Here is a 15,120-nt window from a genome sequence, read left to right on the forward strand (position 1 = left end):
CTCGAACGGTTTCCAGTCAACGCGGTGCTCAACGCCGCCGACGCTGAGCGAAAACCTCGCAACACGCAGGGATCGCTCAAGACGGCGCGGTGCCGTCCGCGTCGGTCTCGACCTCATTCCCAGCCTCGTTTTCCCCATCGGTCTCGTCCACCTCAAACACCCCTTCGAGGTGTGCCGCGTAGCGCTCTTGCAGATATTTCAGCGAGGCGTCGCGATCCACTTGCACTTCCAACGCGTCCTGGAAAAACTTCAACCGTGCGCGGTTTTCTTCGATGACTTGGCCCCACGTCTTCGCGTAGATTGACAGGTTGTCCTTCGTATGGATCAGCCCAGCGTCGTCCAGCACGCGATTCTCGGCATACGGCGCAAGCTCGTCGCTGATGACCCAAAAGACCCATGTCGTGTCCACCTGCTTGAACCGCGGATCGCTCATCACCGAGAACGCGTAGCTCTCGATCTGCGTGATCTCCGCCGCCGCTACGGGCACTTTGGGGGCTTTCAGTTCGACGACCAGGTGGGTCAATTTGACGACGTGTCGCTTCGTGGCTTTGGACAGCATCAAGTCCACGATGCCGCGTGTTTGCGAGATGTGTTTGACCGGCGCGTCAATGACGATGTTGGGATCGAGCATCTTCTTGTGTGCGATCAGGACCTCGGTCAGCGATCGGTCGTCCACCGACAGGCCGAACTCCTCGCCGAACAGCCAGCAGTTCTGCGCGATGATCCTGTGCAACTGCGAGCGCTCTTTCAACCGTTTCTTGGGCTCGGGATCAAACAGCACGGCTTCCAGCCCGGTCAGAAACCTCAAGCGGTCGGACACGATCTTCGCGGCACCGATGATAGCGGGCAGGGTCGTGTCCCGGAGGAGTTGGGCCAGTTCTTCCCGCTGCTTTTTCGGCAGGTTCAGCACCTCGTCCAAAATGACCTGCAAGTCCTCCGGGCTGCGCTCGATCGCCTGACGCAGCATACGGAGTTGGAACTTGCGGTTCTTCGGCTGGCTCGTGCCGAAATCCGGTAGGTGGCGAGCGACGTTGACTGCCACGATGTCGAACACTTGGCGCTCGACCTGCTCGACCGGAGTCATGGCCTCACCGCTGAACGGGTAGACCGCCTCGTCCTTCCACTCCTCCACGACGGTGCGGGCATCTTCGGCCGCGCGCGCGCGGAAATGGTCTTTGATGGTTTGCTGCGCCTCGCTGACTGCCAACAGGACGCCCGGCTGCATTTCAGCCAGTTCGACGGTGCCTTCTTTCAGAGCTCGGTCGAGGTAGGGCGATGCGAGGTAGCCGGAGAATTGGAACTGGCCGGGGATGTGGAAGCGCCGATCGACCTGCAACAGCGGGAAACGTTGTTCGTTGCAGAGGTACAGCGCGCGGTTGCCGTTCGTCTTCCATTCAACCACTTCCAGGCGAGCCCGATAGTGCTTGTTGTCGATCACGAGATCGGTGAGGTTGAAGAATTTGCGCCCCGCGATGGCAGCACCCGGGTCGATCGTCGTCCCATCGAGAACGATCTTCGCGTCTTCGTAGTCGGCAAGGTAGAGCGCAAAGACCTCGGTCAGTTCTTGACGGCCGTCCTCGGTCGTGAATGTGCGGAAGTCGCGGATGGGCTCGTATATGGTGAGCGTCGTGCCGGTTGAGGCATCGCCCTTCACCTCCGTTTCATCGCTGATACTAACGTGACGTATGTCGATCGCCGACATGCGGATGGTGTACATCCAGAGCTTGCCGTCGCGGCGGTAGACGATCTTCCATTCCGCCACGCGACCGAGCGCAAACGCCTTGAACCGGCCGCGGCCCTCCTGTCCATGCAGAAACCGGCCGGAGGCGGTCTGCGATTTGGATTTCTTCCACGAGCCGCCCAGCGAGGTAAAGCAGGATTCTGCTTCGGACCAAGGAAGGCCCTCGCCGTCGTCCTTCACGACAATCGCGTCGAGAGTGTCAAGATCGTTGTATTCGAACGACACATCAACGAGCTTTGCATCCGCGTCGAACGCGTTCCAGATCAGTTCGGACAGCGCCGGCACGGGCTTCGCACGCGTGATCTTCTCAAGGAAGTCCGACTGGACCTCGACCGCGTACTGTTTCTCCACCATGCCCATTCTCCCGTTCCGTTTGTTGCGTCTCACTGTTTTGGATCGCAGCATTCTACCGCCGCTCCGGCCCTAAGCCTTTTCTATCAGCTGTGTCCCGACGAATGACCGTTGTGCAGGAGGAAGGGGCAGTAGAAAGATCGATTGCCGAACGGCAGAGATGGGTCGTAAACGGACATCGATTATGAGAGCAGGAAAGCCGCGAGCACGCCGTCGACCGACCATCCATCGCGAAGACATGACTGGCGCATGGAGTGGCTCCCACGCAGAGGCGCGGCCTCAGCATCCTGTGACGACGCCGATCCTTGTTGTGGCCAAGACCGGCGACTCCCTCCCGCTGGTGCCAGCGGTGGCTGCGTAGCGGCTGCCGGCAGTCTCGCCGCTGCGAGCTCCTATCCCTGCGCCGCTTTCGGACATTCAACGGCGGCGCACAGAACTGTTCGATGTTTTCGAAGCCTCCCACAACCTGCCCATGGCGGAATTCGCGCGCTGGATCAGCTACGAGGTGAGGGCAGGCAACCTGCTGGCCATGAACGTGGGCAATCGTGGACAGCGTGTTCGGGACCGGCATTTTGATCCGCTTGAGCACGGTCTGATCCAAGCGATGATGAAGCTGAACCGGGACGCCGATCCGTGGACGATCTACCACGCGCTCCTCGAATCACGTACAGCGTTGAGCCGCCGCAACACGCTGTAGAGCGTGACCTCGACCAATCTGGACAAGGTCATCATGGCCGTTTTCAACGCCGTCAAGGAGGCCACCATGTTGAGCGCATTATGAGCGTTCGTCAGCAGCAGTAGTGCCCGGCAAAGTCTCGTCGGAGCAATGTCCCTTGGAAGCCTAGATACTTGCGCACGGCGCGCAAACATCCCGAGCGTTCAGATCGCCACGGGGACTCCCTGTGACGTATCCCGCCGCGGCCTTCGAAAGAGTCCTCGATTGATTTGACTGCTGGTAAAATGGCAAACTCAAGATGGGTTGAGGCGAGCTAGGTGGTCGCCGCCGAGGATCAATATGAACGTAGGACAAGCGATTCGCTGGTTTCGCCAGCATAGGGGCATCTCACAGGGCGACGTGGCCCGCCGCGCCGCATGTTCCGTCTCTTACCTGTCGCTTCTTGAGAACAACAAGCGCGACCCTACGCTTTCTACGGTCGCGAAAATTGCAGACGCTTTGCATGTGCCCGTCGGGACATTGTTTCTGGTGGCTGCCGAGCCCTCTGACCTGGGGTTCATCGACGAACGTCTGGTTGATGAATTGCGGCGCGCGGTGGTGTCATCGGCGCCGGCTGATCGGAATGAGGTCACGCATGGCTGATTCGCAGCTTGCAACGATTCGTAGGGAGGTAGCCTATCATGGCCAGCGCTGATCAACTCAGGGCGCTCGTGAAGTCACATATCAACCGTGACGATGGCCAGTTCTATTCCGTGGCGATGCAGGTGGCAGCGCATGAGGCCAAGGTCGGGCACGGCAAGTTGGCTGAAGAGCTACGTGACATGATCGACGCCGCGAAGTCCCGTGGGCTCAACGCAGAGCCAGGCAAGCTGGTGCCGCTTGCCAAACCGCGTGGCGAACTGGCCAATCTGCTGCATGTGACCTATCCCAAGAGCCGGCTGGTCGACATGGTCCTGGATGCAGGCGTCGTCGAACAAATCCAGCGCATCCTGAAGGAGCAGCGCTTGAACGCGCGCATACGCGAGCACGGGCTATCGCCGCGACGCAAGCTGCTGCTCGTAGGGCCCCCTGGCACAGGAAAGACGATGACCGCCTCGGTGCTGGCCGGCGAACTTGGCGTGCCGCTCTTTCTGGTGCGCCTCGATGCGCTGATCACCAAATTTATGGGCGAAACCGCGGCCAAGCTGCGCCAGGTGTTCGACGCCATCAGCGACGTTCGCGGCGTGTACTTTTTCGACGAGTTCGATGCCATTGGATCTCAGCGTGGGCTGGCGCACGACGTGGGAGAAATACGGCGCGTGCTCAACAGCTTCCTGCAGATGATCGAGCACGACCAGTCTCACAGTCTGATCGTCGCCGCGACCAACCATCCCGAGATCCTCGACTACGCGCTCTTTCGCCGATTTGATGATGTCCTGGAGTACCACTTGCCCAGCGCTCAGCAAGCGGGAGAACTGATTCGCAGTCGACTCGCGCGATTTGCGCCGAAGCCGCTCGCGTTGAAGTCCTTGGTGGCCAAAGCGGAAGGTCTTAGCTATGCAGAGATCCGGCGCGCGGTGGACGAAGCGATCAAGGAAACCGTGATGCACGAAGGCGAGCAGGTTTCGACGCAGATGCTCGTTCGAGCATTGGAGGAACGACGTCGCCTGAGCGCACGACTCGAAAATAACAGCAAACCGTCCAGAGATGCCACCAGAGGCCGATAAGCGTCCCCACCTCGTACTTCACAACACGTCTGAGGCCGTTGCCTTTACAGCACACAGCCCGGGGGGCGGTTCGTCGCCGACACTACCGGCGAGGGATCGACAAACACATGGCCAGGCGCTTCAGGGACAGCTGCAAGCGCTCAGACCATTGATGGCGCAGGCAACACAGGCCCAGCGAGAAAGCGGTATGGAAAGCGGCCTCGGCCTTCAGGTCGAATTCGAGGGCCAGCCCGACATTGAACTGGCTTTCCAGAGCCTCGGAAACGAGACGAAGCACATCGAGTTGCTCAGCGTCCGCAAGGCGGGCGACGTGACCTTTGCCAACGTGTTCGTTCCTGATGGCAAGCTGGAGCACTTCGAGACCTACGTCGCCGAGTACCTGGCTGACCGCAAGGGTGCATCTGGTCAATCGCTCGACCACAAGCCACTGCTGAACACTATCGCGTCTATCCGTCAAGCAGAGCTACGCGCACTGTGGACCGACGACCCGGCACTCCTACCCGACGACGCTGACACAGCGTTCTGGTGGGAAGTGTGGCTGCCGGTACGAGAAGATCGGCTGAAGGTTGTTGAAGATTTTCGGAAACTTGCGCAGTCGGCAGATTGCGAAGTCAGCGAGCACCAGGCGAATTTTCCCGAGCGAACAGTCATCACGATGTTCGGATCCGAAGCGCAGTTGAGCCAGTCGGTGCTGCTACTCAACTGCGTTGCCGAACTTCGCAAGGCGAAGGACACGGCTGAATTCTTCGATGGGATGGGTGTTGAAGAGCAAGGCGCGTGGATGGACGACATGCTGGCGCACGCCGTTTGGCCTGCTGCCGGCGCGCCGCATGTCTGCCTCATCGACTCGGGGGTCAATCGTGGTCATCCGATGCTGGCGCCGCTGCTGCACGGGCCCGACCAGCACACTGTCAACCCCGCCTGGGGAGTCGACGACACAGCCAATCACGGGACTGGCCTGGCAGGTCTGGCTACCTACGGCGAACTCACCGCGGCCGTGGGACAGGCCGCGCCAGTCACGGTGACGCATCGACTGGAGTCTGTGAAGCTCGTTTCCGAAGAGGGCGACAACGCAGGTGACGCCAGGCATCATGCCTACCTGTTCGCCGAGGCGGTCAGCCGACCAGAGATCACCCATCCCGACCGTGCGCGGGTTTTCGCGACGGCGGTCACCGCATCCGACTACCGTGATCGCGGTCGCCCCTCCTCGTGGTCGGCGATGCTTGACCGCCTTGCGTCAGATGTCGATGGCGGAGGCGAAACCCCGCGGCTGTTCGTTCTGGCATCTGGCAACACCCGCAGTCACGACGCTTGGATGACGTATCCCGATAGCTTGGCGACGAACCTCGTGCACGACCCGGGACAAGCTTGGAATGCACTGACCGTCGGCGCCTGCACGCACAAGATTGACACTGAAATCGCGGGCCTGGCGGCGATTGCTGCGGAAGGCGGCCTCAGCCCGTACACCACGACATCGCGTACATGGGACAGTGCGTGGCCCTTGAAACCCGACGTGGTTTTCGAAGGGGGCAATGTCGGCAAGGACAAGCTGGGTGCTTCCGGAGTTCCCGCTCTCAATCTGCTCACTACGCACAACGTGCCCGACGAGCGCTTGTTCACGACGACCAATGCGACGAGTGCGGCATCGGCTCTCTGCGCGAGGATGGCCGCACAGGTCATGGCGGCGTACCCGCAATTCCGGGCTGAAACGGTCCGAGCCCTGATCGTTCACGCCGCTGAGTGGACGCCAGCGATGCGGCAAATGTTCCTGCCTGCCGGTGGGCAACCCAGTAAGCAGGACTATGTGAATTTGATCCGTCATTGCGGCTGGGGAACGCCGGATCTCGAGCTTGCGCTCTGGAGTGCGGGTAACTCGTTGTCTCTGGTCATCGAAGATGCAGTCCACCCTTACACCAAGGAGAAGGGGCGCGGCGTAGTCAGCCGCGATATGAATCTGCATGCGCTGCCATGGCCGAAGGAGGAGCTTGAGGCCCTGCAAAACGCCCGGGTGCAGATGCGAGTCACGCTGTCTTATTTCGTGGAGCCCAATCCATCGGCCCGCGGTGCAACCTCGAAGTTCCACTATCCGTCACATCGCCTGCGATTTGACCTCAAGCGGCCTCTTGAGGCATCAGTCGAGGATTTCGTGGCTCGGATCAACGCGGCCGCGCAGCAGGAAGACGATGGCGCTGCCGCCAACCCTCGCGACGCCGGGTGGCACCTGGGCGACCGACAGCGGCACCGCGGCTCGCTACATCAGGATGTCTGGGAAGGCACCGCCGCGGAGTTGGCCAGCCGCGGTTTTCTAGCCGTCTATCCGTCCGCAGGCTGGTGGCGCACGCGCCCTAGTCTAGAGCGCTACGCCTTGCCCGCTCGCTATAGCCTCATCGTTTCGTTGCGAACGGAGCAGACGGACATCGACCTGTACAGCGTGATCGCGAACAAGATTGCGATCGAGGTCTGATAGTCGGCTCGGACCCCGCAGAGCGCTCATCTCCACGCGCGCAAAAGATGCTGCGAGCAATCTGGACACAGTCATCATGGCCGTTTCCAATGCAGTCAGAGGCCAGCACGTTTGGAAGCGCCGCTTGAGGGCGCTTTGAACGAGGCCAGCGGCCTAACCACTCGTTATCCCTCACCAGGGTGAAGATGACAGCAACGCGCCAGGAAGCAGCCATCCGATGGCCGACATGTCGGATGACCGGGCCGGGTCGATAGTGTTGAAAAACTCTTCCGTCGGGTACCCGAGTGAGTTTTCAGGGGACCGCTTACCCCAGAGTTTTTCAACACTATCGGTCGGACAGCGACATCCGCAGAAATCTGTGTTGTTTTTCGGTCTGATGCGTGATTGCCAGAATGAGTATGGAAATCGTCAGGCATACGCTCATTGAGCGAGGCCGGCGATCGATAAACTGAGTGTGTCTCTCAGGTTCTGGCAAGGCCCTCGGAAAAGCTAGAACCATCTTTAAGCCGGCGTTAGCCGGCTTTTTTTCGCTCAGCGCGGGCTTCGGCGGCCACGCACCAAGCGATCAAGTATTGGCCGTATGTCGGAGGTGGCTCCGGACGCCTACCAGCGGTCGCGATCCGGCATAGCGTCGACGGCGATCGCGATCCGGTCTTCGAACAGGAAATCGCAGTGCTCGCTCGGTGAGTGAATTTTCGAAAACTGGACATAGTCCTGGCCGTCGACTTCGATCCACTTAGCGAGCTGAACGAGTTTCCGATACCGGCTGGCGTCCTCGAGCACAGGCGCGATCGGCCACGTGTCGAAGGTGACGACGGTCGCGTCGATGATACGCTGGGCCAACATCTTGAAGATCGGCCCGAGTTCGACCCAGTCACCTTCGGCCCGTGACAGCATATCGAGCACCATCTGGGTGTCGCACGCACCGAGCTCGCGCTCGATCAGCGTCCGTAGATCGTCGTGCGTTGTACGGGGACGATTTGTCCGGCGGTTCCATGTCTCCGCGCATCGGTTCTTCGCGGCTGTCTCGTCTTCCCCGCCTGCTTCCCATTGCGTAGACATTCCGCAATCGGTGCAGTAAATCGACACGAGGGGCTCTGTCCGCGGAGCCTCAGGGGGCCGCGGAAGGACGTCGCCGAGCTCGGGCGGTCCGCCGAATCTGCCGAAGTGGCTGAAGTCGAATCGGCGGTTCTCGTCGCAGTCAACGAGTCGTTGGGATCGGCCGACGGTCGGCCGGCCACCACAATGCTCACATGGATAGAGCTGTTCGATCATGTGTTGGAGGGCTGTAAGTTTCGCATCGCCGGCATTATTGCGGTTTTCGCGAGCCAGCAAAACCGAGAAAAGCATGGTACTCCCTCCGAATTCTGTTCAATACCGGCCGGAGCGCTAGGATGACACCTGTTCCTCGGCGGCGCGCACAAGGGACAGGAGTGCGTTCGTCGACGTGCCAGAACAGGCGTTCAGTCCAGATGGCGTCACAACCAGTTGGCTGGAATCGCAAAGAAACATCCGATCCGCAGATTCTCGGTTCTCGACGACCCAGAAGTGCCAGGCGCGCGCGTAGTGCCACCACGTCCCGGCTCGCTCTAGTTCCTGCCACGACGCGTGGAATTCGACGACGGCGCCGAAGTTCATGAAGATCGCGCAACGCAGTCTGCGGCTATCGGTAACGGCGATAGCGATCTGCCGGCCGCCGGAGAAGGAATCGGCATGGCGGCACGCCATGGAGAGGGCAGGAAACTGCGGGCCCCACTGATCGGTGCGGGAGAGCGCGCGATGGAGGAACAGCGACTTGCCGTGCATTGGAAGCATCCTGGTTGTGAAGATGTCTCCATCTTGCCGCTCGCACGTCGAAGTCAAGTTCCCGCATTTCCGCGCGCGACGGGCGGCAATCGAACGTCGGCCAACGCGGTCACGTCAATGTCCCACTCGACAGCTTGAATCCCACGCGCGACTCGAAGACGCTGCTTTTCTCGTTTGCGAGTCTCGTACTCGGCCACGCCGTTCATGCCGTACGGCTCGATGTGGGTTGGAACTGGTGTGTCCATGAGGATGAAGTCTGGCAGCATCTCGGCTCCGTCTTCGAGCCGGATCGGTTTATCGAAGCTACGGCCTTCGGCGACGAGCCGGTTCGCCATTGCGACTTCGTGGATGGAATCGCACGCGATGTAGGTCAAAGAGCAGAGCATGGTGGCTAGATCGACCACCACGTGATGACCCTTCAATGTGCGCTCGATCACAAGAATCGCTGCCACACGAGCAGTACGGTCGTTGAGAGCGCGCATCGCGTGGCTGTAACGCTTCTCCGCGAGAGCGATCAGTTCGGTGTTGCAGTAGTATCGCTTGGCGCTCTGGCGCAAGGTGAGCGAGCGCCCGTAAGGGGTCAGGCCAATCTCTGCGATCTCGCCCACGACAAGGCCGCGATAGTTCGTGCCGTCGCGCTGACCGACACGGGCGAGAAACGCGTCGAACTCCGCGTTGATCGCTGCTCGTTCAGCTTCCTGGTACCTGCGCATGACGTGCAGGATCTGTTCCGCAGGCTCGCCGTTGATCACTGCGTCCCCGAGCCCGGCCAAGATGCGTGCATTGCAGACGCCCCGGTTCCGCGTCCGATCGGTGGCGGACCAGCGATTTTGCCGAGCGACTTGCCATAGTGCCTGCAGGAAGCCGAGGAGTGGCGCCGACCGGCGGGAGGTTGTGGGGGTGACGACTTGCCGTGGGGCTCTGGACGTCGCGCCGACCGTGCCCTGCGTGAGAGCGACGTCGAGCTTCGCGCGCAAGCCTGCTGCGGTGGCATCGATGGCCGGCAGGGTCTTCCCTGCGTCGCTTTCGCCTTCGGTCGGGTCCTTGTGGAACGAGCAGGACTCGCGGTCGTGCAACGGGCCTTCATCCGGCCACCCGGCGAGGTGCAGCAGGCTGCAGTATCGGCGGATCTGGAGGCGGAGCGGAGCCGCGGCGCCACGGCAAAGGCACTGCGCGTAGCCCGGATTGATCTTCGCGCGCTTGAGCGGGCGGACGAAGGTGGCTGGGTGTTCCTGGACGTCCTCTAACCGGGCGCTGGTTCCAGCGAACAAGACTAGTCCGGTCGATTTGTCAGTCGGCACACCGTAAGCGCCTTGAGATCGACGTGTTCGATCGCGCAGCGCGTGCCGTGGGTCAACGGCGGTAACGTTTGGCTACGCGGCGCATCGCCGTCGTCGTCTGCGCCATCGTTGGATGCGGGCTCGTTCAACACGCTGCGCCAGCCGACCACCGCGATCTGCTTGCCGGTCGCGGTCAGCCGATCCGGTCCGCTTGCAAGTTGCGCCACGGTGCGATCGAATTCGTGATGGGGCAGGAACTGCGCCAGATAATGCGCGCGGATCTGCCGGTAGACGGCCTGCTCGTTGTCGGACATCGCCGTGAGGTTGGCCGGTTCCAGCGTGGGGATGATGCCGTGGTGCGCGGTGATCTTGCCATCGTTCCACGCGCGGGAGCGCTGCGTCGGATCGAGCGTGGCCATCAGTCTGCGCAACGAGGGATCGGTTGCGACCAGCGCGGCGAGGACAGTGGGTACGTCCGTGAGCATGCTTTCGGGAAGATGGCCGCAGTCGGTGTGGGGGTAGGTGGTCGCCTTGTGCGTTTCGTAGAGCGCCTGTGCGATGTCGAGCGTTTCCTGCACGTCGAGCCCAAATTGCCGTGAACATGTTTCCTGCAAGGTGCCCAGATCGAACGGCAGCGGTGGCGCGTCACGCACGCGTTCCGTGTCGAAGGAGATCACTTCGACATCGCGCACGCCCTGAAGTCGAGCGAGAGCATCTTGCGCGACGTGCTGCTGCAGACAACGTCCGGCGTCATCCGTGTTGCCGTCCGGCGCCTGCCAGTGTGCGATGAAGCGCTGGCTGTTCGCAGACAGTGAAAGTTCGATGGTCCAGAAGGGAACCGGCAAAAAGCGCGCGATCTCGTGATCGCGGTCGACGACCAGCCGCAGCGTCGGTGTTTGTACGCGGCCGACGGACAGCACGCCGTGGTAGCCAGCTTGCCGCCCCAACACGGTGAAGAGGCGGCTGAGATTCATGCCGACCAGCCAGTCGGCGCGCGAACGTGCCAATGCCGCGTGATAGAGCAGCAGCGTCTCGGCGCCGGGCCGCAACGCGTCCAGCGCCTTGCGGATCGATGCATCATTCAATGCCGACAACCACAGGCGCTGGATGGGACCGCTATAGCTGCACAACTCGAGGAGTTCGCGGGCGATCATTTCGCCTTCGCGATCGGCATCGGTGGCGATGACGAGTTCGTCGGCCTTGCCGATCAGCGCCTTGACGATGGTGAACTGTGTCGTCGTCTTCGGCTTGATCTCGATGCGCCACGGACTGGGAACAATCGGAAGCTGGTCGATGGACCACTGCTTGTACTGCTCACCGTAGGCGTCGGGCTCGGCGGCCTCGACGAGATTGCCGATGCACCACGTCACCGTGACGCCATTGCCGTGATAGCAGCCGTTGCCGCGTTGCCTGGCACCGATGACGCGGGCGATGTCCTTGCCCTGTGACGGCTTCTCACATAGAAAGAGGCGCACGGTGACACCTTGCATTCATCACGATCATTCCGATCACGATGGCAGTGAGACCGACGAACGCAGAGCGGAAAATAGAAGTCGGGTGCCGCCCTATTGGGCGAGGGAAAGGTAGGCGCGGCGAGCCGAGCCGGAGGCGTTATTCTTGAGGCTTTCCGTCATTCACTGCATACCAGGGACGATTGATATGGCGTTGCTGCCCCGACGACCGGCAGGTCAACCGAAGACAGTACGGCAACAAGACTACCGGGCGTGGCGCGCCGAACAGATGGCCGCGATCACGGACAGCTCCGCGTCGGCGCGCCAATCGTACTGGCCGCATGACGAAGAAGATGACGGCAGGCATGAGCATCCGTGGCGGCAGGCGCGTGAACGCATCGTGGCGTTTCGGGCGCATGTCCGAGGGAAGCTTGGTTGGCAACCCGACATCGATCAGATGCCGCTGATGCAGCGCGCACTGGGCATCCCGTCGTATGTGCCCATGACGCGACAGTGGTGGATGGTCATCCTCTGGCTGTTTATCACGCCGCTAATTCCGCTTCGTTGGCGCTTGCGGGCCGGGCGAACGCTTCTGAGACACGTTCGAACGTATGAGGGGCGGGAGTATCTTTTCGAGCGTTTTGTCGCGCCGCTCTGGATAACCCGAGCCTCCTATTCCGAAGCCATCGATCACGCGCTACGCCATTTACCCTTGGCGCGTGCCGTCAAGGCTTACGATGCGCTCGCCTTCCTGGAAGAAGGGGATATGGATGCCGTCATCCGGCTCGGCGTGACCAGGGTGGAGGACATGCCGGAGAGATGGAGGGATGTTCGTCGATGCTACGCGCTCACGGTGATCCACGCCCTGATCGATGAAGGTGTCCTGCAGCGCATCGACGAACTGGACCGGCTACCTGTCCGCGATCACTACTACGGTGGGGCGCCGCTGAACGTCGATGTTGCCCGCCTTCGATCGATGGTTCGCGTATTGCTGTCGGCGGGTATGCCGCGTGAGAAGGTTCCGGACATTCTTGATCGTCCCTATGGTTACGATGCGATGCAGTTATCGGCCACCCTGATGCTGTTGCGCGCACGCGGCCTGGTCGATGTAGCGGGCTTGTTCGACGCCGTGGGAGAGCGGTTATGGCGGGTGGGTGAGGCATCCTGGTGCTTCGTGGTCGATACGATGGGTGCGGGAACGCCGGGCGATATCAAGCGCTTCCGATCATTGCTTGATCTGTCGCGTCCGGCTCCCGTCGAGGTCGTGAGCTGGATGCGTCAGCACGGCGCGTCGCTCGATGACCTGGCCGATGCGAAGGAGTTTCTGGTACAGGCATCGCGCATGGATGTGCCACCGGTCGCGCGTCTCGAGCGGCTGGCTCAATGCGAACTGCCGGTGACGGACATCGTCCAGTGTGCCGATTACATCTTGCACGGCGAGCAGGATCGATTGGCGCGTTATCTCGACATACTGGCGCGGTATGGGTATGGCGATCGCACCTCGATACTGGCTTTTCACTCGTGTTACGCCTCCGTAGGGCCGGCGACGCTGGATCGCTTGCTGAACCAGGTGGGCGCGTTGAATGACCGGGCGGCTGCGTCGTTCGTCGCGACGTGGGTGAAGCGAGCACAGATGCGCCAATATCTCGCATCGCTGGAATACGTCGTCGAAAGGATGCCGCCGAACACCTTGGATGCCCTGAACCAGCGTCTGTTCGCGATGGACATGTGTCCGATACTCGTGCGCTACGTGGTGGAGGAGCAGGGGCTCAATGATCCACGAGCATTGTATGACTGGTATTACGCGGAAGCCTGGGGTGCGAAGGATTACGCCGGACGCAAGCAGATCGATGCGGCGGAGCGGATTCTGATCGAGGACGCCTTCCGGCGAAAGAACTTCGCGGTCCTGGAGGGTAATCGGGACCTTCTCGATAAGGTCGTCTCCGCGCGTGTTCGCACCATGGTTTCGATGCCATCCGACCGTAGCGAAACAGGCTGGACGGCCTACCACGAGGCGCAACGTACGATTGAGAATAGCGAGCGCGATGCACTCGCACTGATGCTTCCGGGAATGCTGGCGGAAACGCGTGGCGTTTTGTTGCGCAGTCTGCTCGAAACAGCGTGGTCTCCGGAGGTGTCGGTCCCGGCATTACTGGCGACCTTGCGTCCCCTGATGGCCGATCTTGCGCGCGGGCGAGGGCCGGTGCATGCGTCGCTCACGGACCTCGAAGCCGAAGCGATGGCCGTGACATACGGTGTGGCGACCTCGTTGATTGGCGAATACTGGGCTCAGGTCATCGGTCAGGAAACCTCATGGCACGCCTGGTACCGGGATGAGCCGTATGTCATGCATTGGCAGCGCAGTGTGTATCGAATCAGCCGTCCGCTCGATCACGACGGGCTACGGTGTCTTGCGGTCGCCGCCCAGTTCGCCAGGCGTTTCGGTGAGCGCGATCTCGACGTATTTCATGCGTGCAAGCATCTTCGCGCGAGCCAGCTTGCCAACCCGCTGGCCGATCATCATGCCCTGCGACGACATCTCGGCGTGCTGCTCGCGGCGGCTTCGGAAGACGATAGGGTCAAGGAGTGGTTGTCGCCTCGACTGGAGGCGCTATCGAACGTCGATGATGAGAGTACATCCACGCACCGAGAAATCGAGGAGCTGCACGAATTTTTCTGTGAGATATTGCCGGAGGCACTGGCTGCGGGGCTACAGCGTTTTGTGGCTCGATTCAACGACGATGAAGCCCATCATCTTGCGCTTCGCCTCGATGCGCGTTTGAGCCAGGAAACGGACGGACGAGCGATGCTTCGCGACGCGCTCGAACGCACGCGAGAGAAAGTGCTGGATATCTACCAGCGCTGGAGTGCGCGCGAGAAGCGCAAGTTCAAGACGCACCGGGATGATGCTCATCAATCGGCCATGCACGCATTCGTCTCGAAGCACCCGGCGGCTTTCTTTGCGAAGCAGGCAACCGGACTCTGTAGCTGGGACAACGTGGCGATGTGGCAGGAGGCGCGCCACGCGCATCTCGTGGTATTTGATCCGCTGACGGGCAAGCTCGCAGCGCTGGCGTTGCTCTATGTGGAAGTGGTACCTGATCTCGATGCGACCCGGCCGGCCCTGATCCTGCGCGGCATCAATCCCACCGTGGCGATGGCGATGAATCACGAGCCTCATTCGGTGGTGGAGGCTTTCTTTGCCCTTGCGATGGATCTTGCCCGTAGGCATGGTTTCGCTGGCGTAGCGTTTCCGTCGGACGGTGGGCAGGATTTCATGTCGAACCGGACGGATATCGGCAAGGCGATCCGTAAGCGATACGAAAAGCGTTCGGTCCCGCTCTATCGACACCAGGAGCGGGAACATTTCGAAGCCGACTGGCGACGCGAGCCGCGCTCGATCGACCACGCATTCAGCGCCTATGAACAGGGTGATGGCAGCGTGGGGCGGCTCTATGCGATCTGGCGAGCGTCGAAGCCAGTCAGTGTCTCGCCTCAGCTCTCGCAGGTAGCGACCGCTTGATCGATGCGGGTATGTGCAGTATGACGACGCGCACGGCGTGGTGAAGCACTGGAAAACGTTGGCGCATGGCGAGCGCCGGCCGACTGGCGCAGGCGCTCGCGGGTGGTCAGCTATACCACTGG

The 15,120-nt window shown here is 61.2% G+C and carries 9 protein-coding genes and 1 pseudogene; 5 read left to right on the forward strand and 5 right to left on the reverse strand.

The genetic code is table 11. From position 1 onward, the window contains the following. Nucleotides 1-76 precede the first annotated feature (76 nt). Nucleotides 77-2,095 carry an ATP-binding protein gene (locus WS91_RS04620; protein WP_197422208.1) on the reverse strand — a complete coding sequence of 673 codons (2,019 nt, stop codon included), beginning with the start codon at nucleotides 2,093-2,095 and terminating at the stop codon, nucleotides 77-79. Between the two features lie 469 nt (nucleotides 2,096-2,564). Here WS91_RS04620 and WS91_RS38105 point away from each other — a divergent pair, with 469 nt between their 5' ends. From WS91_RS38105 to WS91_RS04635, 4 genes are all read left to right on the forward strand, one after another. Beyond that, complete coding sequence (locus tag WS91_RS38105) at nucleotides 2,565-2,789, forward strand: hypothetical protein (protein WP_059669840.1); 225 nt, start codon at nucleotides 2,565-2,567, stop codon at nucleotides 2,787-2,789. Nucleotides 2,790-3,107: 318 nt separating this feature from the next. Beyond that, the gene (locus WS91_RS32095; RefSeq protein WP_082758089.1) at nucleotides 3,108-3,410 is read left to right on the forward strand and encodes a helix-turn-helix domain-containing protein; all 303 of its coding nucleotides are present in this window, start codon (nucleotides 3,108-3,110) and stop codon (nucleotides 3,408-3,410) included. A gap of 38 nt (nucleotides 3,411-3,448) precedes the next feature. Continuing rightward, complete coding sequence (locus WS91_RS04630) at nucleotides 3,449-4,474, forward strand: AAA family ATPase (protein ID WP_059579459.1); 1,026 nt, start codon at nucleotides 3,449-3,451, stop codon at nucleotides 4,472-4,474. 187 nt (nucleotides 4,475-4,661) lie between these two features. Continuing rightward, the gene (locus WS91_RS04635; protein WP_231751974.1) at nucleotides 4,662-6,938 is read left to right on the forward strand and encodes a S8 family peptidase; all 2,277 of its coding nucleotides are present in this window, start codon (nucleotides 4,662-4,664) and stop codon (nucleotides 6,936-6,938) included. A 603-nt stretch (nucleotides 6,939-7,541) separates the two neighbouring features. Here WS91_RS04635 and WS91_RS04640 read toward each other — a convergent pair. From WS91_RS04640 to WS91_RS04655, 4 genes and pseudogenes are all read right to left on the reverse strand, one after another. After that, nucleotides 7,542-8,288 carry a Lar family restriction alleviation protein gene (locus WS91_RS04640; RefSeq protein WP_331458319.1) on the reverse strand — a complete coding sequence of 249 codons (747 nt, stop codon included), beginning with the start codon at nucleotides 8,286-8,288 and terminating at the stop codon, nucleotides 7,542-7,544. A gap of 39 nt (nucleotides 8,289-8,327) precedes the next feature. Then, a complete protein-coding gene (locus tag WS91_RS04645) occupies nucleotides 8,328-8,744 on the reverse strand; it encodes a hypothetical protein (protein ID WP_059669858.1) in 417 nt (138 codons plus the stop codon). A 53-nt stretch (nucleotides 8,745-8,797) separates the two neighbouring features. Then, a complete protein-coding gene (locus WS91_RS04650) occupies nucleotides 8,798-10,015 on the reverse strand; it encodes a DUF1173 family protein (protein WP_231751975.1) in 1,218 nt (405 codons plus the stop codon). Between the two features lie 35 nt (nucleotides 10,016-10,050). Next, nucleotides 10,051-11,499, reverse strand: a pseudogene (locus WS91_RS04655) (DNA topoisomerase 3); the annotation flags it as partial. A 184-nt stretch (nucleotides 11,500-11,683) separates the two neighbouring features. Between WS91_RS04655 and WS91_RS04660 the strand changes: the two are divergent. After that, a complete protein-coding gene (locus tag WS91_RS04660) occupies nucleotides 11,684-14,998 on the forward strand; it encodes a hypothetical protein (RefSeq protein ID WP_082758091.1) in 3,315 nt (1,104 codons plus the stop codon). Nucleotides 14,999-15,120 lie beyond the last annotated feature (122 nt).

This window comes from Burkholderia sp. MSMB1498 (assembly GCF_001526245.1).
GTDB lineage: Bacteria > Pseudomonadota > Gammaproteobacteria > Burkholderiales > Burkholderiaceae > Burkholderia > Burkholderia savannae.

Bases quoted from the DNA above. Each gene is read 5' to 3' on its own strand.
- WS91_RS04620 (WP_197422208.1), bottom strand. From the start codon at position 2,095: ATGGTGGAGAAACAGTACGCGGTCGAGGTCCAGTCGGACTTCCTTGAG.
- WS91_RS38105 (WP_059669840.1), top strand. From the start codon at position 2,565: ATGGCGGAATTCGCGCGCTGGATCAGCTACGAGGTGAGGGCAGGCAAC.
- WS91_RS32095 (WP_082758089.1), top strand. From the start codon at position 3,108: ATGAACGTAGGACAAGCGATTCGCTGGTTTCGCCAGCATAGGGGCATC.
- WS91_RS04630 (WP_059579459.1), top strand. From the start codon at position 3,449: ATGGCCAGCGCTGATCAACTCAGGGCGCTCGTGAAGTCACATATCAAC.
- WS91_RS04635 (WP_231751974.1), top strand. From the start codon at position 4,662: ATGGAAAGCGGCCTCGGCCTTCAGGTCGAATTCGAGGGCCAGCCCGAC.
- WS91_RS04640 (WP_331458319.1), bottom strand. From the start codon at position 8,288: ATGCTTTTCTCGGTTTTGCTGGCTCGCGAAAACCGCAATAATGCCGGC.
- WS91_RS04645 (WP_059669858.1), bottom strand. From the start codon at position 8,744: ATGCACGGCAAGTCGCTGTTCCTCCATCGCGCGCTCTCCCGCACCGAT.
- WS91_RS04660 (WP_082758091.1), top strand. From the start codon at position 11,684: ATGGCGTTGCTGCCCCGACGACCGGCAGGTCAACCGAAGACAGTACGG.